Annotated in this window: 21 protein-coding genes and 1 pseudogene; 5 read left to right on the top strand and 17 right to left on the bottom strand. The window is 35.0% G+C overall.

Going from position 1 to position 23,003, the window contains the following annotated elements:
• The first annotated feature begins 155 nt into the window (after positions 1-155).
• The 3 genes from KW2_RS05065 (at position 156) to KW2_RS05055 (ending at position 2,871) form a co-directional block, all read left to right on the top strand.
• On the top strand, positions 156-1,499 hold the full coding sequence (locus KW2_RS05065) for an HD domain-containing protein (protein WP_021037140.1): 1,344 nt from the start codon (positions 156-158) through the stop codon (positions 1,497-1,499).
• Positions 1,500-1,551: 52 nt separating this feature from the next.
• Entirely contained in the window at positions 1,552-2,367 is an 816-nt protein-coding gene (gene yidA / locus KW2_RS05060; protein WP_011835342.1) for a sugar-phosphatase, read from the top strand.
• 138 nt (positions 2,368-2,505) lie between these two features.
• A complete protein-coding gene (locus KW2_RS05055; RefSeq protein ID WP_011676084.1) occupies positions 2,506-2,871 on the top strand; it encodes an iron-sulfur cluster biosynthesis family protein in 366 nt (121 codons plus the stop codon).
• Positions 2,872-2,905: 34 nt separating this feature from the next.
• Here the strand turns inward: KW2_RS05055 and KW2_RS05050 are convergent, their stop codons facing one another.
• From KW2_RS05050 to pyrE, 12 genes and pseudogenes are all read right to left on the bottom strand, one after another.
• Positions 2,906-3,679, bottom strand: a complete 774-nt coding sequence (locus KW2_RS05050) for a Nif3-like dinuclear metal center hexameric protein (protein WP_021037139.1) — start codon at positions 3,677-3,679, stop codon at positions 2,906-2,908.
• Positions 3,676-4,365, bottom strand: a complete 690-nt coding sequence (locus tag KW2_RS05045) for a tRNA (adenine(22)-N(1))-methyltransferase (RefSeq protein ID WP_021037138.1) — start codon at positions 4,363-4,365, stop codon at positions 3,676-3,678. The genes KW2_RS05050 and KW2_RS05045 overlap by 4 nt, the downstream gene beginning before the upstream one ends.
• Complete coding sequence (gene nth / locus KW2_RS05040) at positions 4,358-5,014, bottom strand: endonuclease III (protein ID WP_021037137.1); 657 nt, start codon at positions 5,012-5,014, stop codon at positions 4,358-4,360. The genes KW2_RS05045 and nth overlap by 8 nt, the downstream gene beginning before the upstream one ends.
• 21 nt (positions 5,015-5,035) lie before the next feature.
• Positions 5,036-5,704 (bottom strand): DnaD domain-containing protein, encoded by a 669-nt coding sequence (locus KW2_RS05035; RefSeq protein WP_011835347.1) that lies wholly within the window; start codon positions 5,702-5,704, stop codon positions 5,036-5,038.
• Positions 5,705-5,969: 265 nt separating this feature from the next.
• On the bottom strand, positions 5,970-8,399 hold the full coding sequence (locus KW2_RS05030; protein ID WP_021037136.1) for a M57 family metalloprotease: 2,430 nt from the start codon (positions 8,397-8,399) through the stop codon (positions 5,970-5,972).
• Between the two features lie 529 nt (positions 8,400-8,928).
• Entirely contained in the window at positions 8,929-9,534 is a 606-nt protein-coding gene (locus KW2_RS05025) for an FxLYD domain-containing protein (protein WP_021037135.1), read from the bottom strand.
• Positions 9,531-10,127: a hypothetical protein gene (locus KW2_RS05020; RefSeq protein WP_021037134.1), complete on the bottom strand. Its 597-nt coding sequence runs from the start codon at positions 10,125-10,127 to the stop codon at positions 9,531-9,533. Before KW2_RS05020 ends, KW2_RS05025 begins: the two co-directional genes overlap by 4 nt.
• 560 nt (positions 10,128-10,687) lie before the next feature.
• On the bottom strand, positions 10,688-11,656 hold the full coding sequence (locus KW2_RS12360; RefSeq protein ID WP_420805672.1) for a mucin-binding protein: 969 nt from the start codon (positions 11,654-11,656) through the stop codon (positions 10,688-10,690).
• Positions 11,630-12,100, bottom strand: a pseudogene (locus KW2_RS12355) (DUF6287 domain-containing protein); the annotation flags it as partial. The pseudogene KW2_RS12355 and the gene KW2_RS12360, both read right to left, overlap by 27 nt.
• A 37-nt stretch (positions 12,101-12,137) precedes the next feature.
• On the bottom strand, positions 12,138-13,205 hold the full coding sequence (locus KW2_RS05010) for a helix-turn-helix domain-containing protein (protein WP_021037132.1): 1,068 nt from the start codon (positions 13,203-13,205) through the stop codon (positions 12,138-12,140).
• Positions 13,206-13,462: 257 nt separating this feature from the next.
• Complete coding sequence (locus KW2_RS05005) at positions 13,463-14,734, bottom strand: dihydroorotase (RefSeq protein WP_021037131.1); 1,272 nt, start codon at positions 14,732-14,734, stop codon at positions 13,463-13,465.
• A gap of 151 nt (positions 14,735-14,885) precedes the next feature.
• Complete coding sequence (gene pyrE / locus KW2_RS05000) at positions 14,886-15,515, bottom strand: orotate phosphoribosyltransferase (RefSeq protein WP_021037130.1); 630 nt, start codon at positions 15,513-15,515, stop codon at positions 14,886-14,888.
• Positions 15,516-15,704: 189 nt separating this feature from the next.
• Here pyrE and KW2_RS12105 point away from each other — a divergent pair, with 189 nt between their 5' ends.
• Positions 15,705-15,845: a hypothetical protein gene (locus tag KW2_RS12105; protein WP_014572500.1), complete on the top strand. Its 141-nt coding sequence runs from the start codon at positions 15,705-15,707 to the stop codon at positions 15,843-15,845.
• 162 nt (positions 15,846-16,007) lie between these two features.
• Here KW2_RS12105 and KW2_RS04995 read toward each other — a convergent pair whose 3' ends face one another.
• Both KW2_RS04995 and KW2_RS04990 read right to left on the bottom strand, forming a co-directional pair.
• A complete protein-coding gene (locus KW2_RS04995; RefSeq protein ID WP_021037129.1) occupies positions 16,008-17,915 on the bottom strand; it encodes an ABC-F family ATP-binding cassette domain-containing protein in 1,908 nt (635 codons plus the stop codon).
• A 172-nt stretch (positions 17,916-18,087) separates the two neighbouring features.
• Complete coding sequence (locus KW2_RS04990; protein ID WP_011676069.1) at positions 18,088-18,480, bottom strand: Spx/MgsR family RNA polymerase-binding regulatory protein; 393 nt, start codon at positions 18,478-18,480, stop codon at positions 18,088-18,090.
• Positions 18,481-18,702: 222 nt separating this feature from the next.
• Here KW2_RS04990 and KW2_RS04985 point away from each other — a divergent pair, with 222 nt between their 5' ends.
• Entirely contained in the window at positions 18,703-19,353 is a 651-nt protein-coding gene (locus tag KW2_RS04985; protein WP_011835356.1) for a redox-sensing transcriptional repressor Rex, read from the top strand.
• Between the two features lie 185 nt (positions 19,354-19,538).
• Here the strand turns inward: KW2_RS04985 and radC are convergent, their stop codons facing one another.
• From radC to KW2_RS04970, 3 genes are all read right to left on the bottom strand, one after another.
• Positions 19,539-20,222, bottom strand: coding sequence for a RadC family protein (radC, locus tag KW2_RS04980; protein WP_021037128.1), 684 nt, complete (start codon positions 20,220-20,222; stop codon positions 19,539-19,541).
• A 118-nt stretch (positions 20,223-20,340) separates the two neighbouring features.
• On the bottom strand, positions 20,341-22,158 hold the full coding sequence (glmS, locus tag KW2_RS04975; protein WP_021037127.1) for a glutamine--fructose-6-phosphate transaminase (isomerizing): 1,818 nt from the start codon (positions 22,156-22,158) through the stop codon (positions 20,341-20,343).
• Between the two features lie 181 nt (positions 22,159-22,339).
• Positions 22,340-22,996: a phosphatase PAP2 family protein gene (locus KW2_RS04970; protein ID WP_021037126.1), complete on the bottom strand. Its 657-nt coding sequence runs from the start codon at positions 22,994-22,996 to the stop codon at positions 22,340-22,342.
• Positions 22,997-23,003 lie beyond the last annotated feature (7 nt).

Here is a 23,003-nt window from a genome sequence, read left to right as displayed (position 1 = left end):
TTTCGATGAATAATAAAAACATAGTAGTAAGCGAAAAAATCCCGATGATAAGGGTCTGCATTTTAATATAAAATAGGGTATAATTAAGATAAAATAAGGAAAAATTTATTTATTTTAATTTAAAATTGACCTTAAAATTTAGAGGGGGTTTTGTTTTGGAAAAAGTCTTTCGCGACCCAGTTCATGATTATATTACAGTGACACATCCAGTAATTTCTGAACTGATTGATACTGCTGAATTTCAGCGTTTAAGACGAATTAAACAGCTTGGAACGTCAAGTTTCACTTTTCACGGAGCTGAACACACGCGCTTCTCTCACTGTCTAGGTGTTTATCATATCGCCAAACGTATCACAGATTATTTCAGCTTAAATTTTCCTTTGGAATGGAATCCTGACGAAAATCTTTTAACACAATGTGCCGCTCTTTTACACGATGTCGGACATGGAGCTTATTCACATACTTTTGAAGGTTTATTTAATACAGACCATGAAGCAGTCACTCGTGAAATCATTACTTCACCAGATACAGAAATTAATGCCATTTTACGCAAGGTATCTGCTGATTTCCCCGAAAAGGTAGCATCTGTCATTTCACATGAGTACCCTAATCCTCAAGTTGTTCAATTGATTTCCAGTCAAATTGATGCTGACAGAATGGACTATCTCCTACGAGATGCTTATTTTACTGGTGCAGTTTATGGACAATTTGATTTGACCTGGATTTTAAGAGTCATCGTTCCAACCGAAAATGGAATTGCCTTTAAATATTCGGGAATGCATGCGGTCGAAGATTATATTGTCAGCCGTTATCAAATGTATATGCAGGTTTATTTTCACGCTGCCTCACGTTCAATGGAAGTTTTACTACAAAAATTACTAGCCCGCGCTAAATTTTTATATAATCTTCATCCTGATTATTTCGCAATGAGTAGTCCTTGCCTCGTCCCATTTTTTGAAAAAAACCATAATTTAAAGGATTATTTACGACTTGATGACGGGGTGATGAATACCTATTTTCAAGTTTGGATGAGCCACGAGGATGAAATTCTTGCTGATTTAGCTTCTGCTTATGTCAATCGTCATTTGCTGAAATCAATTACTTTTGACCCTAAAGCCGTGGAGCTTAAAGATTTAGATTTTTTATCTTCTTTAGTAGAAGAGGCTGGATTTAATCCTGACTATTACACTGGGATTCATAGTAATTATGATTTACCTTATGACTTTTATCGACCAAGTTCTGAAAAACCACGTACTGAAATAAAAATTCTACAAAAAAACGGTTCGCTGACAGAGCTGTCAGTACTTTCTCCACTTATTAAAAGTTTGACAGGAACAATTCACGGAAACAGTCGTTTTTATTTTCCAAAAATAATGCTTGAAAATCCTGAATTTACAAAGTACATCGTCAATGACAGCTTAATTACTGACAGCATTCAGCCTACCGAAATTGCTGACAAGTCTGTCAGTCAACAATTATCACTTGATGATAATCTTTAAGTACTGACCCAAAATTTATTATATTATATAGAAATTAGAAAGAGATACTCTTATGATTAAACTCGTTGCTATTGACCTTGACGGAACTTTACTTGACCCAAATCGCCAAATTACTGCCGAAGTAAAATCTGCTGTTAAAAAAGCCAAAGCGGCTGGTGTTAAAATTGTTATCACAACCGGTCGTCCTTTACCAGGTGTAGTTGATATCCTTAAAGCACTCGAATTAACTGACCAAAGTGATTATGTCATTACTTACAATGGTGGATTGGTCCAACGTGCAACAGGTGAAGAATTTATCAAAGAAACATTAAGTTCCGAAGATTGGTTAGACCTTGATGCGGCCGCCCGCAAGATTGGTCTCCCTATCCATGCGATAACCCGCGAAGGAATCTACACTCCGAATCATGATGTTGGAAGATATACCGTTCAAGAAGCTCAAATGGTAAAAATGCCACTTTATATTCGTCAGCCAGAAGATATCGCTGCTTTAGAAATTGCTAAGGTAATGATGGTTGATGAACAAGAGGCACTTGATGATGGAATTGCTTATCTTCCCTTTGAATTTTTCGAGCGTTATAATGTGGTCAAATCAACACCCTACTATTTAGAATTTATGAATAAAAAAGCTAGTAAAGGGTCTGCGGTTAAACACTTAGCTGAAAAACTTTCTTTTGATTTAGATGAAGTAATGGCCATCGGTGATGAAGAAAATGACCGTTCAATGCTTGAAGTTGCTGGTTGTCCCGTTGTAATGGAGAACGGAAAAACCGAACTGAAAAAAATCGCTAAGCACATCACAAAATCAAATGCCAAATCTGGTGTTGCTCATGCCATAAATGAATGGGTTTTAAAAGATTACCAAGCTTAATTAGCAAATTTATAAGCATTATTGTTTTCTCATCAACCTTGAAAGGTTATAATAAGATTATAGAAAGATATCACAAGATATCAGATAGATAAGTTTATCTTCTATCCTATTCTTTTCATTATCTAGGGAGGTAATAAAATGAAAATTACATTTGATGAAAAAACAGCTGCTAAAATTAAAGCACTTGGCGATGTTGATTTAGTTTTTGATTTTGACCATACTTTGAGTGAAGTGAATACTGAGGTTGATGCTTGTGCTGGTGGAATTTCTCGTTATCGTATTGTAGCGGTAGAGAAAGGGAATGTTCCAGAAGAATTTGATGCAAGTATTGATTCTGAATTTGGCCCAATTTATTATAAAGGTTATGGTTCTTATTTCTTCCAAGATGAAATGTCAACCAAAATCAACACTTCTTATAATTTGATTGAGTTACGCAGTACTGCTGAATTACTCAGTCCCAACTTGTTAATTGTTGACTTCCGTGGAAAACAAAAAGCAAGTTGATAATTAAAAAAAAGACCCTCCAAGAGGGTCTTTTTTATATATCATAAAATGGATTTGTCTTTTCTTTACTTTCATAAATCTTGACATCTGTACCAAAAGACCGAAGTTTATCAGCGACTAAACCGATAAATTTCTGCTCAATATAGTGTCCAGGGTCTATTCCAATCAGACCGGCTGACAGCATATCATGACCGATATGATAATAAATATCTCCTGTCAGATATACATCAGCTCCTTTAGCTAAAGCTTTCGGCCATAATTTCCCACCAGAGCCGCCACAAATTGCCACTCGTTCAATTTTTTGAGTCAAATCATGATTATAAGTGACAAGTCGTAGTCTATCTAATCCAAAAACTTCTTTCACTTTTTCTGTCAGCACTGACAAATCTGTACCTTCAATATTTCCGACACGGCCCAATCCTTCATCATCATCCAGCACCTCAACATCAGTAAGTCCAAGTAATTGAGCAAAATAATCGTTCAATCCCCCCTTGACAACATCAATATTGGTATGACTAGTATAAACGGCAATGCCAGCTTGAGCCAAATCTAAAACTAATTTTTCTTGGTTATCCATTGAAGTTAGAGCAGTCAATGGCCGAAAAATCAAAGGATGTTTAGCAATAATCAAATCTACACCCAGTGATTTTGCTTCTGCCACTGTTTGCTCCCGAATATCCAAGGTCACCAAAACTTTTGTCAGTTCTTGTTCGGGATTACCAACTTGTAATCCAACTGGGTCTCCTTCAACTGCCAGCTCTTTTGGACAAAAGCTTTCATATTTAGACATAAATTCAGAAATCTTCATTGAAGAACCTCCTTTATTTTGGCAATTTCTGTCAAAACTTCTTCGCGTTTTTCAGTTTGTTCATCAGGTAGACGGTCAATGATTTTATTCAAAGTATTCAATTCTTTTTGCCATTTTTGTTGGAAAATAACCGATTTTTCTTTGGATAAAAAAGGACCAAACAGTAAATCATTTGATGATAAGACCGGATTTTCATTTGTAGTAGGTTCTGCAACAATAATTTCGTAGAACTTGCCTGCCTCTAATAAAATTTGTTCCGCCTTTATGACAAATTGATGCTCTGTCAGCCACTGACGCAAGGTATCCTCATGATTATTTGCTTGTAATATCAAACGCTTAACAGAACTTAACTTACTTTTACCCGCTTCCAAGATTTCAGAAATTAAAATACCGCCCATACCAGCAATTACAATCGTATCAATCTTATCAACATTCTCGATGGCCGCTAAACCATTAGCCAACCTCACTTGAATATTCTCTTTTAAATTTGCTTGTGCAACATGGTTTTTAGCAATTTCAAAAGGACCCTTGACTACTTCACCAGCCACCGCAAATTTAACTTCATTTTTTTGTACAAGATATGTCGGTAAATAGGCATGGTCTGAACCGATATCAGCCAATCTCGCCCCTTTATCAACATAGTCAGCAACTGCTTTCAAACGTTTTGAAAGTTTAATTTCATTCATTTTCTAAATATTTCTTTCCAAATTTACAATAATCTAATAAGGGGCAATCTGCACACTTAGGCTTTTTCGCTGTACAATGATAGCGACCAAAGAAAATCAAGTGATGATGAGATTGAACCCATTTATCTTCAGGAATCAACTTCATCAGTTTTTCTTCAACTTCTAAAACAGTCGCTTTTTGCGCAACAATATCCAATCGCTTAGAAACTCGCTCAACATGTGTATCAACCGCAATCCCTGGGATTCCATAAGCTTCCGCTAGAACAACATTAGCCGTTTTTCGCCCGACTCCAGGTAGAGTCTGTAAAAGCTTTTTATCTTTCGGCAAGTCCGGTAAAATCCCTCCGAAGTCCGCCACTAACATTTGTGAAGTTCGCAGAATATTTTTAGCTTTAGTTTTATAAAGACCGATTGTTCGAATCAGCGCTTCAATCTCTTCTACTTTAGCTTGTGACATGGCTTGAGCATCCGGAAAAGCCGCAAAAAGTGCCGGCGTCGCCTTATTGACTCCTTTGTCAGTTGCTTGAGCAGATAAAATTGTCGCAATCAATAGTTGAAAAGGTGTCTCCCAAACCAGTTCTCCATGTGCTTGGGGAAACATTTCTTCAATGATTGCTAAAGCTTCAAGATATCTTTTTTTACTTAACATAATGTCTGTCCATTATCTATTTTATCCATTCCAAGGTCCATCTAAAGGAATGTAAAAATCTTCTTGCGGTTTCTTTCTTTTAGCTTCTTCACGTTCCATTTGACGACTTTCAATCGCTTGAACTGAATTAACCCCATCGTTTTTCCAATTGCGCAAAATAGCTTTTATGTAGTTTAATGATACTTTGCGATTTAAAACCGCTTCTCGTAAGGCTTGTTTTATCAAAGACAAGTCATAACCATCCTCAAAAAGCCAAGCACGCAATTCTTCCATTTGAACAGGAGAAATCATCCCCATTTCCGCCTCAAACATGCTAATCAACTCTTTAAGTTGACCTTCATCTTGAACTTTTTTATCCTCTGCTTTAAGATTTAGCGCCGGAGAACCCACCAGTTCATCTAAATGCTTGAAGGCTGGACTAATATCAAAGAAAGTTTCCATTTCCCCATCAATCTCAATCAAAGTGACTTTCATTGCCCCAAATTTGGACAAACTATCAATCGCCTGATTAACCTCAGACATTTTTTTCCCAGTCTTATCCGCAATCTCGCTGGGCGCAATTTCTCGATTTTCAAAAAAGTATAACCATACTAAAAAATCAAAAGCCGAAGGGAAAAGTTCACTAAAATGTGACAAAATCACCGTTGGTAAAACTAAATGCCCTTTGCTATATTCATCGTAATAATCCATAGAACTATTATAGCATACCGTATCATTATGGTTCAAATGGAGTCATTAATCAATAAAATTGAATCTTATTATTATCCTTTATTAAAGAAAAAACGGCATCTTTATCAGGTAAATTATTAACCAATACAAATGCACTCATTGATATTCCACCTAACTAAAAGTCTCGTTCATCAAAAAACAAGAAAAGAGTTTCTTAACTCTTTTCTTGTTTTTTATATTTAATTTTTTTAAATCATAGTAGATAGATTGAGTAATTACTTATAAATCAATGTTGAGGATTTGAAAAATTTTGGTTTTTCAAAATCAAATGAATAGTATCAATGCTTTCTTGAGTAATCGTTTTTTGAGACCATGAATATCCACTATCTTTATCATATACTAATATAGCGTTCATGACATCTTCATCTGTATTCATTCGATAACCATCTGGCATTCCACTATATTGTGCATTGGAGGTATGATTCAACCCTAAAGAATGTCCCAACTCATGTCGAATAACTAGAAAAAGTGGATTCAAGTCATAATTAGGATTTGTAGTATCAAGTGCCAATTTGATGTCTTTTATTTCAATTCCCGTTTTTCCAATTGATGTCGCACTACCAGTACCTTTTGGGTTAGGTGCAATCAATAAAGTTGTTGGTTCAGTTGTTTCTCCCGACTTAATAATAGTTGGTTCATTGGGATTGATAGCAGCATTCCAACTTTCCGCAGCCCGGTCAATTTCTTTATTAAATGCTGCAAGTGCAGCTTCCGGATCTGCTTCTGCTGCAAAATCTTCTATTTTCGCTCTTGACTCATAGATGATTTTTCCTTGTGAATTATACGCATTGGAAATCATTTGAGAATTTGAAACCGCAGGGTTATTCCCATAAGTTAACGTTGAACCTAAAAACATCCCATCAACCAATTTCTGTCCCAAACCATTTACACTTGGATAAGTCGCAGCCAAGTCCAAATTCAAAGCATGTTCATCTACCCAATACCAATTATCACCTTCTAGGCTAACATTCACAAAGTTTGTAGTTTGACCTTTTTTGTCCCCTGAGGTATAAGTAACAGGCATGGTTTCTTTATTATAAAGTGTCTTTCCTTTTAAGTCGCCCAGCGAAGTGATATTCTCCGTATCCAGTTGTCCATTTTCTAATTTCGAGTAGAATTGATAGTTATTGTTTAGAACAACATTATAACGATAAGGATTCAGAGGTATTGAAGCTGCTGGGAAAATGCTAGAAAGTAGTGTATCATTACTGTAATCAGTCGATTCTCCTAATTCCATTTCACTACCAGATAATTTTTGCCATACATAAGTATCTGCCATTGTTGCTGCATCAAAATTCGCCATAAACTCACTTGAAGTCCAAATATGCTCTCCTGCTGGATTATCAACTGTACCAGAACCAACATTTCGCCACTTCCCTGTGTAGCCATCCGTGACTGGTACATTTGCTAAATTCATATCAGTATTCAATTGACTGGTCAAACCTAATTTTAAATTTTTTAGGTTACTTGCTCCCTCAAACATTCCAGTTGTAATAGAAACATCATTTGTACTAAAATTAGAAAGATTTAATTGTTCTAGTTTTGTCATGCCAGCAAACATACGGGCCATGTCGGTCACTTTATCAGTGTTAAAGTTTGAGATATCTAAGTTATTTAGGTTACTAACTCCCTCAAACATTCCAGGCATCCTAACGGTATTATTTGTGTTAAAGTTCGATACATCTAGTTGTTCTAATTTTGTCATGCCAGCAAACATAAGAGCCATGTCAGTCACCTTATCAGTATTAAAATTTGAGATATCTAAGTTAGTTAGATTACTAACTCCCTCAAACATCCCAGCCATACTAGCGGTATTATTGGTGTTAAAGTTTGATACATCTAGTTGTTCCAGCTTTGTCATACCAGCAAACATAAGGGCCATGTCGGTCACTTTATCAGTATTAAAGTTTGAGATATCTAAGTTAGTTAGATTACTAACTCCCTCAAACATCCCAGCCATACTAGCGACATTATTTGTGTTGAATTTAGATACATTTAGTTGTTCTAGCTTTGTCAAATTTGCAAACATAAGAGCCATGTCGGTCACTTTATCAGTGCTAAATTTTGAAATATCCAAGTTTGTTAGATTAATGGCTCCATCAAACATCCCAGCCATATTCCTAACGTTCCGCGTATCAAATTTTGATACATCTAGTATATCCGCTTTAATTCCAGCAAACATATTAGCCATGTTTGTAATTTCACTCGTGTCAAAACCTTCTAAATCAATTATTTCTAAATTACTGTCACCACTAAACATACCATAGGCACTTCCAGAATAAGATAAATTCCCTAATTTTAACACTTTTTTAAGTTGTGGTAAATTTGCAAATGTGTTGGCAATTTCATTTGCCGTTGTTATCTCTGTAAATTCAATGCTCTTCACATCTGCTGGGTCTACATTTGCCTCACGTAAAACCTCTGTTAAAGATTGGCTTGGATGTCCGATATTTCCTCCCAAAAATATTAATTCTCCATCATTAGCTAAAACCCAATTAGCCTCACCCCATTTACCTGTACTCGCTCTAACATCTGCAGAAATACTGACAGCTTGAGGATTAATTATTGTTGGTCCATAGCTTACAATACCAATCGAAAGGCTCGCTAGCGTTGCTCCAAGAAGTAGCATTTGAGTTTTTGACAAGTTTTTTTTCATAAATTTCTCTCCTTTTTTATAAGATAATTATATCATTTAAATTAGAAATAAATTATAAATATGGTCTTTTGCTAATGTATTTTTAATCAAAAACTTTTGTACACACTTCTCCTAACTGGGACATACTGATAAATAATTCTTTTTTGCTCTTTACAGTATTTATTTGCTCTCAATTACATTTTTGTAAGAATTTAACCAGCAAATCCTTGATGTACTATATCTATAAACAAAAGGATATTTGAAAGGGAATAAACAATGAAAATACAAACAGAAAAAATTACTCAAAAAGCAGAAAATGAAAAATCAATCAAGGATAATTGGGAAATTATCCACTCACTCAATGATTTACTTTATTGCAATTCTTTGTTTTAAAACAAAGAAAAGGAAAAGACCAGAGGAAAAAAATAATTTCCTTTGGTCTTTTCTTTCTAATTTTTAACTATTAATAGAAATATTTTATTTTAAATCACCTCTATAGTTGATTTATATTTGAAATAAATGATGGAAGCTATCTACAAATTCAAGTCATTTAATACTCCATTTTAGTTGTCATTCGATCTTCTTTGTTTTCTCTATAAGTTGCGGATTTATATTTGTTAATATCAGATTCTTTCATTATACTTCGGAAAAGCCAAAATGTTTTAGTTTCTCCTGCTTTTAAATCTCCAGCTGTCCCTAGAGCTTGTGTTTCTATTTCATTTCCTTTTTCATCATATGCTACCACCTCAACATCTGCAATAACGCGATAATTTGCAGTATTCTTTAAGGTAATAGGAACTCCACCTTTTTCATTGTATATTTCACCGTCAAAAGCTTCATTATCTGCTGGGTCAAAACTGAACTTACCTATAGAAACTTTTACGGCATTTTGAGTATCTTTAAAATCGGATATGATTTTTTTAGAACCACTCAAAACTTTCTCTTGTTCCATGGCCATTCCAAATTGTGGTGCTAGAAAACAATATCCAATATAAGAACTTACTAGAATAATACCAGACAGAGCAGCGATAGTTGTAATCAAAAATGTCTTTTTTAATTTTATGCTCTCTTTTAAGAATACAAAAGCTGAAAAAGAAATTAAAAGAATACAAAAAATTGTTAGTATCACCGATAAAATTAGCGTAGTATGAATCATAAATCTTTCCCTGTCCCTTCTTCATTACTTTCAAAATAACTGTAGGTTCCCTCTCTACTTACAGAAAAGCTTAAAGTTGAAAGTAGTTTGGCTGTTTCCCTATCATTAATATCTTCTAGTCCATAGTAAGTTTTCGTTTCACCGGCCTTTAAATTGAAATCAATATAATTACTTATTCCATAATCAAATTCGTGTCCTGCTTTTTCATAAGAGTTATCAAATTTTAGCGTACCTTCAACGGATTTTTCATTCTTGTTCGTTAATGTTATTGGTAATCTGGAATTGGAAACTGAATAATCATCATCATTGTCATCGTAGGTATAGTCTCCAAATTTTACTTTAACATTATCAATTGAATTTATAGACTTATGATAATCTTGTGTTATTTCAGATTTGGCATCTCTATATGTTGTTAATTTCTTATCATAATCAAGCCCTGTTAGTACAAAGAATACTAATGTAATAACTGATAGTACAAATGTTGTAAGTGCAAACCATTTTCTTCTTCTATTTTTAGGTAACAAACTCAATATACAAAAAACTAATGCAATTATTAGCAAAGCAATTGATATATAAATCTTGATAGGTATCATTTATTTCTTTTCCTTTGTGTTTTATTTATTTCGTAATTCAATTATAACATATTATTTATATTCATCTTATACCAACCTTAAATTATTTATAGTTTTTTGCTTTTACTATTAAGCGATATTTTTTCAAGTAGTCTTTTCCCTCTAAGAGTCCCGTTTTCATAGAGTCAATCGAAATAATTAACTCATCATTAATTACATTTTTGTAAGAATTTTTCAAGTAAATTATTGATATACTATATATATAAAGAAACGAAGTCGAAAGGAAAATAGAAAATGAAAGTCCAAACAGAAAAAAACAACCTAAAAAAAGAAAACGAAAAATCAATCAAAGATAGCTTAGAAATCATTCACTCGCTCAATGATTTACTCTATAGTAGTTCTTTGTTTTAAAATAAAAATAAGTAAAAGACCAGAGAAAAAATAATTTTCTCTGGTCTTTTATTTCTGACTTTTAGTTATTTATAAAAATATTTCATCTTAAATCATCTCTATAGTTGATTAATATTTGGCGCAGAGTAATGAAAGGGTAAAAAAGCTACATTTGAACAGTTTTTACTATTTTAATAACCAAAATAACAATATCCCGCATAAATTTTCTTAGCAGAATTATCAAACTTTACTGCAATATAACAATTTACCCCTTTTTGATACGCTCCATTATTCAACAAATCGTCATAAAATCCGACCCGACTTGGGTAAGTTCCGTAAGTTCCTGTTACGCTATAGGTGATACCATTAACAGTTGTTGAAGTATTACCATACAAAAGTGTTTGACCTGTTGCATTTGCTAGAATTTCATAACCCTTTTTTTCTGCCATATATGAATTAAATAGGGACTTCGCAGCTTGCTGCGCATTAGCAGCAGTCATACCACCACTATATGATGTTGTTGTAAAGTATTGCCCTCCAAGACTAGTTGGAAGCCAATCGTTTAGCTGGTTAAAATCTCCCACTAAAGTCGGAGAGCTACTATATTGTTGTACCAAATTATTCAGATCACTTTGTCTGGAATTATCTGTCCCTTTTTGCAATGATGCTGCTGAATTTACTGTAGTTATTTCATTCATTATCAGTGTTTGCAAGTCTTTAGCAACTGCATTTTGAAAGCCAGATAAGCTAAGCGGAGCTAGACTATATGAGACGTTCACTGTAATATTTGCAGAAGATGGTGTGACTGCTTTACTTGCCACGGTTGTGATACTCGAAACATATCCAGATTTTTTAGGGCTTGCGACTGCCGAAAAACTTTGATTAGGATTACTCCATGTTGTGGCTCCGGTCACTTTATTTTTACTTCCTGTAAAAGTTATTTTTTGAGTGACTGGTGCTGCTATTTGAGCAGTTCCGAGTTTGTAATTAATGGTACGTGTAATCGTTTTTGAAACTGCTTGTAAATTTTTATCTACTGTAGCTGGTTTACTACTTGATTTAGGAGGAGTTACTTTGGGAACTGTTGGTTGAGATGGTGTAACTGGTGTAGTAGGTGTACTAGGTTTAGCTGTTTCTGCACCTACACCGTACCAAGCCACTGCCCCATATTTCCAACCAGTATTCAATAAGCTATTTTGCTCAAAGCTACTTTCCGTGTAATTGTGAGCGCCAGATTGTGCATTGGGATTATAAGCAACATATACGGCTTGAGAACCTCCGGAATAGAAGACCGCCTTTCCGTTATTATCCCATTTCCAACCCTTATTTACTAAACTTTGGGCTTCATACTTACTTTTTGTGTAATAATGGTCTCCGCCCATAGCATTTGGATTGTACACACGGTAAACTGGGCTTGAACTTGTTGTTGGTGCGACCCAACCGACACCTTCATAAGTCCAACCCGCACTCACATTTGCATTCTTTTCTGTCCCACTAGTTGTATAGAAGTGCTCACCAGTATTATGATTATACAAACGATAAACATTTGTATCCGCATGAGCAACCCCACCAATCAGTAGACTAGCCCCTATATTGGTTAAGATTTTTAATGAGAAATTTTGATGCTTAAAAAAAGGATTCTTAAGAATCCTTTTTCTTCTTTTTAGGCTTTTTGGGGGGAATTTCTGAAATGACACCTGAATCTCTCAAATCTTGCAGTTCTTTATCTGTTATTTCTTTATCAAGATGTCCAAATTCTTCATGGGCTTTGGACCAGGTGTAACTGAGGTATTCTTCATCTGTGAATCCTACTTCGTCTTGAAGATGATTTATGACTTCTTCTTGATGATTTTCTAACCATTTTTTGGCATAAACGTTTCCTGCTTCTTCGGCTCTGCGATACCAATAGACTGCCTTACGGAGGTCTTTTATTAGATTGCTCCCGTGTTCAAGGCTGGAAGCTAAAATCACCATTCCAGTGGAATTACCTGCATTCGCAGCCTTAATTAAATTAAAAGTTGCTTGATTTGAGTCAGCTTCGCAGCCTAAACCATTATCCAAATAGATACTTAACATATACATAGCTTTTGTATCGCCTAGGCCGGCAGCTTTTTCATAAAGATTATAGGCTTTTCTCCAATCTTGTGGAACTATTTTTCCATTTTGATAAAAATCAGCTAAGGCAGTCATTGCATAAGTATCGCCTAATTGAACCCCTTTTTCATAATACTTGGTCGCTTTATCAAGGTCATCATTGAAATAGGCCTCATCACCAAGACGTGAGTAGCTTCTATCAATAGTAGACGTTTGTCCATCTCTAAAAGCTTTAAGCCATCTTCTGATAGTCGATTCAGCCGGTGCAAGGGTTCCAAATTCTTCTTGGATATCTACAACAATCACTTTGTCGGAATCACCTTGTTGATGTTTTTCTTTGACTTTACTTTTAATGGTCTCTGAAAATCGAGGCTTCTTCTCTTTGTTGCTCTGTGTTGACTCATAAAGTTGTTGAGCATATTCTGCATAATAACGCTCCACAATCTTACCTTTAGAAGTTCTCATTTTTTTCAAACCACGTCTTACTTCATTTGTTATGGCAACACGACTATGTGAGATTTCTTTAGCAATCTCTGTGATTGTGACGTTTGAATTGAATAATTTTTCAATTTTTCGTCTATCCTCATAATTTAAATGCTTATTTTTTTTATCCATAGAATAATCCTTATATCATTTTTTTGATACAATTATAACACATTCGATTTATTTCTGAATTTTTAATTTTAAAACTACATTTCTTTCTATCCTTACCATTACCGCTTTAAAAAGCAATGTGTAAAGTTTACAATGAGAAATTTTAGTTAAAATAAGAAAGCCTTACAACCTCAAAATGTCTTAAAAGCCAAATTTCAATTCTAAAAACTTCAATCATCTTTTTTTCATTAAAATAACAAAAAAAGCGCTTAGCGCTTTTATTTTGCTTGATAAACTATATTTCCGTCACAAATTGTATATTTAACTTGTCCTTGAACTTTTTGATGGATAAACGGTGAGTTGGTCGCTTTGGAATCAAAAGTTTCACCAACTTGATAGGTATTTTCGGCATCAAATATCACAAGGTCAGCCGGACCAGCTTCTGCAAGGTAACCTGCATCAAAATCATATAATTTAGCTGGATTGAGGGTCATTTTTGTCAGTAACTCGAGCAAAGTCAAATGACCTTTGGCAACCAAATTCGTCAAACCAAGTTGCAATGAAGTTTCTAAGCCAATCATTCCTGATGGGGCTTTATCAATGCTGACATTTTTTTCTTCATGAGTATGAGGGGCATGGTCAGTCGCAATCACATCAATTGTCCCATCTTTTAAGCCCGCAATAATTTTACTGATATCTGCATCTCTACGCAATGGAGGATTGAGTTTCGCATTTGTCCCTTGCTCAAAAATCATCTGTTCTGTAATCGAAAAATGTTGTGGTGTCACTTCTGCTGTAATTTTCGCGCCCAAATTTTTAGCAAATCGAACCACTTCGACAGATTCTCCTGCAGACAGATGCTGTAAGTGCAAGCGTGCGCCTGTTTCATAAGCAATCATAGTATCACGCGCCATCATACTGTATTCTGAAACAGTCGGCGCTCCTGTGAAGCCACATTTATGAGCCACTTCTCCATCATTAACTCCAAGTGTCCCGATTAGATTTGGGTCTTCTTCATGAATCGAAAGCAAACTATCTGTTAGTTTGGCTTTCTGTAAGGCTTCCCGCAAGACTCCAGCGTCTGTCAACGGTATACCATCGTCAGAAAAACCAATTGCCCCTGCTTTGATAAGTTCAGCAAAATCTGTCAAGTTTTCCCCATCAAAATCTTGCGTAATTGATGCAACTGCTTTAATCTTAATTGCTTCTTTTTTGGCAATTGCTAAAGTCTCTGTCAGTACTTTTGGCGTAGATAAAATAGGTTTCGTATTGGCCATCATGACAACCGTTGTAAAACCACCTGCCGCTGCTGATTTTGCGCCACTATGAATCGTTTCTTTATGGGTCTGTCCTGGTTCACGAAAATGAACATGAACGTCAATTAATCCAGGTGCAATCACTAGACCTCTTGCGTCAATGATTTCAGCATTTTCTTCTGATAAGTTTGTGCCAATTTTAGCTATTTTATTCTCTTCAATTAAAATATCTAAAATTTCATCACGATTTGATTTAGGGTCAATCAGACGACCATTTTTGATTAATAAAGTCATTTTCACCTTTCAATTTTACTGACAAGTCCTGTTATTTGCCAATTCAATAATTTCTGTGAGTTAAATCAAACTGACAGCTTTGTACCTAAGTAATATTTATCAGCAAACAATCAACTTCCCTGACAAAGTTTTTTTAACTTCTATCAGTAAATTATGCTTGCCAAGTTTCTTGATTTTCTTTGAATTTTTTGAGTAACTCTAGTTCTTCTTTGGTGACATATCCTGTGTCTTTAGCAATTTCAATCAACTCAGAATAATTTGTCAGTGTCGCCAATCTGACATCGGCGTCAGCAAATTTTCTAGTCGCTTTTTCTAATTCATAAGTGAAAATGGCAACCACACCAAGGACATCAGCGCCTTCACGTTCTGCGGCCGCGACCGCTTCTAAGACAGAACCTCCAGTGGAAATCAAATCTTCAACTACAACCATTTTTTGCCCTTTAGCCACACGACCTTCAACTTGATTGCCAGCCCCGTGGTCTTTTGGTTTACTACGGATATAAGCAAATGGTAATTTGAGATAGTCAGCAATAATTGCTCCATGGGGAATACCGGCTGTCGCAGTTCCAGCAATCACTTCAACTTCTGGAAATTCCGTTTTAATCAATTCCGCAAAAGCTCCTTCAATTTGACTACGAACTTCTGGATAGGCTAATGTCACTCGATTATCAGTATAAATTGGTGATTTAATTCCTGAGGCCCAAGTAAAAGGTTGGCTTGGTGAAAGACTGACCGCCTTAATTTCTAATAAATCTGCAGCAATGGCTTTTGATATTGACATGATTTCTCCTTTATAGTTTACTGACAGAACCATCAGCAAAGCTGATTGTTCATTTAGCTACCGATTCAATAACTTCCTTTGGTCGTATTGAACTGACAGAACCATCAGCAAAGCTGATTGTTCATTTAGCTACCGATTCAATAACTTCCTTTGGTCGTATTGAACTGACAGAATACCATTCGAGCATGAATGACAAACGTCACAGTCGTGGTAGTTGTCAGCAATAAAAAACACTTGCCAAGAGACTTAGCAAGTGTAAAAAGTATCAAAACAAGTTCATTTTTACTGACAGAAAATCCTGTCAGTAAAAATAAAATTAGTTTTTCCTGATTTCAACCTTGCTAGCCTCTCTGGACTAGTTTAAAAGTTACATTGTTTATTAGTTTAACAAACTTAAGAGAGATTTGCAAGTCTTAGTTTTTTCAATGTTTATTTATTAGCCTAGAAAAAAAGAATAGAAACACTATTCTTTTCCTCAATACTCTATTATGCTTACAAACTTTCTAATTCTTCCATTGCTTCTAAAAGAGTCATCTCTGTCTCGTCTTTTTCATCATTAAGCAGGTCAATTTCGGCTTGTAATTCACCTAATTTCACAAAATCAGAAGTATTTTCTTGCATTTGAAGCATAAGTGTTTCAATTTTTATTTCTAACTCTGCTAGTTTTTCCTCACAAGAAGTAATTTCTCGCTCCACTTTTCGACGATTTTTTTGGGCTTCTTTCTGAGCCGTAAAATCTTGTTGAGCAAGACTTTCTACAAGTCCCCCATTGTCTGATTCATCACTTTGGGCTAACTGTTCTTCTTTTTTCTCAACATAATAGTCGTAATCGCCCAAAAATTCTGTACTTCCCTCTGGAGCGATTTCTAAAACTTTTGTCGCTACACGATTAATAAAGTAACGGTCATGGGAAACAAACAAGATTGTTCCAGGAAAATCAATTAAAGCATTTTCTAAAACTTCACGTGAGTCAATATCCAAATGGTTCGTAGGTTCATCTAAGACTAAGAAATTATCATGATTCATTGCTAATTTTGCAAGTAAAAGACGTGCTTTTTCCCCACCAGAGAGCATTCCCACTGTTTTCTTGACATCATCACCGCTAAAAAGAAAGGCACCTAACATGTTGCGAATTTCCACTTCATTAAGCAAGCGATGTTCATTCCACAATTCGTCCAAAACGGTATTTGAAGTCGTCAAGCGCCCTTGTTCTTGATCATAATATCCCAAGGTAACATTGGCACCCAATTTTGCTTGGCCAGCCAAAAAAGGGATTTGACCGACAATGGATTTGATTAAGGTCGTTTTACCCACACCGTTTGGCCCAACAATAGCCAAAGATTCCCCTTTGCGTTCATCAATATTGATTGGTCCAGATAGACGATTGTCTGAATAGCCTACCGTAGCCTCTGACACGGTCAGGACAACATTTCCTGAGGTTTTTTCCGGGGTGAAAGTAACATGAGCCGATTTGTCATCGCTCGTTGGCGCATCCAGTCGATCCATTTTTTCTAATTTTTTACGACGCGATTGTGCCATTTTGGTCGTTGAAGCACGCACTAGATTTTTGGCAACATAGTCTTCTAATTTTGCAATTTCTTTTTGTTGCTTTTCAAAGTTTTTAAGTTCTAATAGAAGTTTTTGCTCCCGTTGTTCGACATAACGTGAGTAATTACCAGAAAAACGAGTCAACTCGCCTCTTGATAACTCTAAAACTTCATTGACTACCTTATCCAAAAAGTAACGGTCATGGCTGACAATTAGTAAACTACCATCATAATTTTTAAGATAATTTTCAAGCCAAGCTAAAGTTTCAATATCCAAGTGGTTAGTTGGTTCGTCCAAAATCAACAGCTGTGGTTTTTCTAAAAGCATTTTCGCTAGGGCTAAACGCGTTTTTTGTCCACCTGATAAACTTGAAATTTCACGTTCCCACATTGACTCATCAAAACGAAAACCATTTAAAACTGACTTAATTTCAGACTCATAAGTAAAGCCGTTTTTCATGCGAAATTCTTCTGACAATGAATCATAGCGCTTCATTAAAAGCGTCAATTCATCAGCGCCAAGTTCTCCCATTTGCAGTTCCATTTGACGCAATTGCTTTTCCATTTGACGAAGCTGGTCAAAAACAGACAACATTTCGGCAAAAATTGTCCTTTGCGAATTTAAGCCAGTATCCTGAGCCAAATAATTCATGCTTAAGTCTTTTGTTTTTGAAATGGTTCCACGACTTGCTTCTTCAACCCCAGCAATAATTTTAAGCAAAGTTGATTTACCAGCACCGTTTCGTCCAACTAAAGCTATTCTTGAATGGTCTTGTAGGCTGAAACTAATGTTTTCAAATAAGACATCGCCACCAAAAGTTCGTGCGATTCCATTTCCTTGCAATAAAATCATTATTATTAATCCTCTTCGTTAAATCTTAAACCTTTTTATCCCTGATTTTTTTCTTATATTTCATAGAAAAAGCAGTCCTTCTATTATAGCATTTAAACGATATATTTTGTAGTTTTCTCAAATAGTGTCATAAAAAAACCTATCAAATTTGATAAGTTTTTTAAAAATATTATTAAATTAAGATTAATCTTTCTCTTAATTCTACTCTACGAACTTCAGGTGGTATAAATGCTCTAATCCCGTCCTCATTGAAACCAATCAATAATCTTTGCTCATCAAAAATTAATGGACGTTTTAGAAGACGAGGATTTTCTTGAATCAATCTATAAGCCTCCTCTAAGCCCAATTCATCAAAATTATGGTTTAAACCAGAGTAAGTTTTTCCTCGGGTAGCAATGACATCTTCCAAACCATTTTCTGTGAGGGACAAAATCTTGATTAAATCATCTTTCTCCATGATGTCTTTAGTTAAATTAATTTCTTCAAATTCAATATGCCGTTTTCTCAACCATTTTTTAGCTTTTCTACAAGACGAGCATGAACCACTAAGATAAATTTTAATCATATTTTCTCCCTATCTATTTTTCATAATTCTATTCTACCATGAAAGCGCCACAATTAAAAGAGTAAAATTAATTTTTTTTAAGAATTTTTATTTTTTACTCATTTTAGTCCTCTTCTTCATTCCTTTTGTTTGATAATTTCACAAATTTTTGATAAAATTATCACAAAGAAACTAATCATGATTAGTTTTAATAAATATGAATTACATTTTTGAGGTATAACAATGACTGACCATAAACCAAGCAAAAGCTTACCAAAAGCAACTGCAAAAAGGTTGCCACAATACTATCGACTTTTCAAAAGTCTAGTCGAAGAGAATGTGACACGCACAAATTCACAACTTATTTCTGAAAAAATTGGGGTAGATGCTGCCACAATTCGTCGTGATTTTTCTCTCTTTGGGGAATTAGGACGACGAGGCTACGGATATGAAACAAAAGTTCTTCGTGATTTCTTTGGAGAACTTCTTGGACAAGATCAAGAAACTCATATCGCATTGATTGGGGTCGGAAACCTTGGACGTGCGCTTCTTCATTATCAATTTCAAGACAGAAATAAAATGAGAATTACTCAGGCCTACGATATTTCTGGAAATCCACTAGTTGGGACTCAAACAGATGATGGCATTCCAATTTATAATATTTCTGATTTAGAAAAGAATGTTAAGAAATCAGACATAAAAACAGCCATTCTATCTGTTCGTAAGGAAAACGCTCAGGAAGTGGTTGATACTCTTGTCAAAGCAGGAATCAAAGGCTTTCTTAACTTTGCACCTATTCGCTTGAAAGTCCCTTCAGATGTTGTTGTCCAATCTATTGATTTAACTAAAGAATTGCAAACCTTGTTATTCTTCATGGGAGCTCAAGAAGAATAAAAGACAAGCAAAATTTTATCAAAACTATTAATGATACCTAGGCCTTCGTGTGCTTAGGTATTTTATTTTCAAGCCATCATCATTTTAATTTTTTCACAAATTTTAGTTTATTATTTAGTACTAATTCCAGCATATCTTCAATCGAGTTAATCATTAATTATATTTTGGAAGTTAAGACTAATCAACTAAAATAAGTTGCTATCTCTCTCTCGAAAACTATAATAATTCCCCGCTCCCACAATAATATGATCAATAAAATTAATTCCTATATTATCACAAGCATTTTTTAATTTTTTTGTAAAAATTTTATCTGCTTGACTGGGTTGTAAATTGCCCGAAGGGTGATTATGTGCGACTAATAAACCAACCGAGAGATTTTTTATTGCATGGTAAAGGATCTCTCGAGGACTAGCAGTTGCATGATTAACTGCTCCGATAAAAATAGTTTTCTTCTCAATAATCTGATTTTGTCCATCTAAATAGGTCGCAGTAAGATGTTCTTGCTCAAAATTTTGCATTTCAAAAGCAAGACTCATGCCATATTCTTTTGAACTTAAAACTTGGCCATAACGTTTTCTGGTTGTCGTTTGTATTCTTTTTCCAAGTTCAATCATTGCTCGTAATTCAATAGCTTTTGTTTGCCCAATACCCGAAATCTCCTTGAGTTCACTAATAGATGCTTTGCGAAAATTATCCAATGTCCCAAAATGTTGCAAAAGTTCTAAAGCTAAATTTAATGATGAGTATTTTTTCCGACCCGTCCGCAATAATATTGCAAGTAACTCAACATCAGACAAATACTCTTCACCTAAAAGTTCTAAACGCTCTCTTGGTTGCATTGGATAAGATTTCTCTTTTAATTCGTACATACTTACTTATACGAAAAAACAAATCGTTTGTCACTGACAAATTAAAAAAATATAAAAAAGTTCTGACAGAATCAGAACTTTTTTATATTTTATTACTGACCTTTCTGTCAGTAAATTTTTATTCTACTGTTACTGCTTTAGCCAAATTACGGGGTTTATCAACGTCAAGACCACGTTGCATTGAGGCATAGTAAGCAATCAATTGTGTTGGGATAACCATTGAAATTGCTGACAAATAAGGGTGAACTTGATTGATTACAATTGTATCATCTTCACGTGCCACTCCTTCTTCAACGATTGTAATTGCTGAGGCACCACGCGCCACAGTTTCCATCACATTACCACGAGTATGGGCTGCTACTTCTTCATTATTAGAAATCAAAGCAAGAACTGGAGTCCCTTTTTCAATCAATGAAATCGTTCCATGTTTTAATTCTCCAGCTGCAAATCCTTCACATTGGATATAAGAAATTTCTTTTAATTTAAGCGAAGCTTCCATTGCAACATAATAGTCTTGTTTACGACCAATATAAAAGGCGCTGCGCGTTGTTGGTAATAGTTCTGATACAATAGCCGCAATCTCATCTTTTTCAGATAAAGTAGACTCAATAGATTGAGCCACTAAAGAGAGTTCTTTAACCAAATCAAAGTCTTTAGCTTTTGCTTGACCCTCTGCTTCCCCAACTGCCTTGGCAAGAAAAGCCAAAGTTGCAATCTGACCAGTATAAGCTTTTGTTGAAGCTACCGCAATTTCAGGACCAGCTCCAATTAACATTGTGTAAGTCGCTTCGCGAGACAAGGTAGAGCCCGGAACATTTGTAACAGTTAAGCTAGGAAGTCCTAATTCATTTACTTTTACTAAAACTTGGCGACTATCTGCTGTTTCCCCAGATTGTGAAAGGAAGATAAAGAATGGTTTTTTGCTCAATAATGGCATATCATAGCCCCACTCTGATGCAAGACCAAGTTCAACAGGAGTATCCGTAAGTGCTTCAAGCATCATTTTCGCACCAAAACCAGCATGATAAGAGGTACCAGCAGCAATAATATAGATACGGTCTGCTTCTTGAATACCTTTGATAATGTCTTGATCAACTTTCATCGTGCCATCTCCATTGGTATAAGTCGCAATCAGTTTACGCATGACAGCTGGTTGTTCATCAATCTCTTTAAGCATATAGAATGGATAAGTTCCTTTTCCAATATCTGACAAATCAAGTTCAGCAGTATAAGAATCGCGTGAAATTATTTGACCTTCATAGTCCATCACTTCAACCTTATCTTTTGTCAAAACAACTAGCTCTTTATCATGAATTTCCATAAATTCTGATGTTTCACGAATCATTGCCATTGCGTCTGAACAAACCATATTATAACCATCGCCAAGTCCAATGAGGAGTGGAGATTTATTTTTTGCTACATAGATTAAATCTGCATCTTCTCTGTCCATGAGCGCGAAAGCATATGATCCTTGAATTAATTTCAAAGCTTTTTTGAACGCTTCAAGAGTTGTCAAATTTTCTTCTTCTACAAACTTAGCAATTAAGTGAACAGCAATTTCAGTATCAGTTTGTCCTTTAAAGCTGTCATTCATCAAAAATTCATTTTTAAGTTCTACAAAGTTTTCAATGACCCCATTATGAACCAAAACGAAACGACCAGAACTTGAAGTATGAGGATGAGCGTTGTCTTCTGTTGGTTTTCCATGAGTTGCCCAACGGGTATGTCCAATCCCACTTGTCCCCGAAACATCAATCCCAAGCTTAGCTCTTAAATCTGCAATACGTCCCACTGATTTAACTAATTTTGCAGCCGTTTTTTGACCATTTACAAAAATTCCTGCTGAATCGTATCCACGATATTCGAGTTTTTCAAGTCCTTGCATCAAAATATCAGTTGCATTTTTGCTACCTACAACACCAACAATCCCACACATAATAAAGCTCCACTTAACTCACCAATTAAATTGGTATAGTTAATTATTTTCTAATTTTTTATTTATAAATAGCATTATAATACACTTTTCGGTTCATGTCAAGGAAAAATAATCTAATTTTATCTAAGAAACGAAAATTGGTATAATCTGAATTGCAACAATAATAAAAGCCAATTAATAATTAATTGGCTTTTTTAGCTGCTTCTTGGTATTTAATAAATGTCGGATAAGTGAACAACAATAGACTCATTCCTTCTAGGAAACCACCAATTGTATCACTCGGATAATGGACCCCTACAAAAATTCTTGAAAACATGACTGTTGCAATCAATATCAAGCAGAGAATTCCTAAGGCAATCTTAGAAGATTTATTTTTTAATTTTCTAAGACAAATAAAGAAAATACTTCCAAAAATAATTGTTGCAAATATAGAGTGACCACTCGGAAAACTTTTTCCAGCTTCATTCGCAAAAGCAGCTAGACGATGAATTTCTGGACGGTCACGCCCAATAATCATCTTAATCGCTGTGTTGATAAGCAAACTTGATATGACCATTGTAGCAAACCAAATCGTTGCTTTCTTTTCTTTAAATATCAAATAGAGAACCAAAGCAAGTAAGACGGCTACAATTATACCACCCTTATCCCCAAAAATATTTGTCATGTGAGAAAAAAAGAATGTGAGTCCCGAAGAACTTTGTAAGTGAAAAGCCCAGTTTTGAATCGGAGAATCAAACGGGAGAGGAGCGTGTGTATAATATATTTTCACAAGTACAGTTAAAATTAAAAAGGCGAGGGTCGTCAAAGTACCCAAAATATAGTAATTTTTTTTATTCATAATATAA

This window comes from Lactococcus cremoris subsp. cremoris KW2 (assembly GCF_000468955.1).
GTDB classification, from domain to species: Bacteria; Bacillota; Bacilli; order Lactobacillales; family Streptococcaceae; genus Lactococcus; species Lactococcus cremoris.
This window is presented reverse-complemented; position numbering and strand designations above follow the sequence as displayed.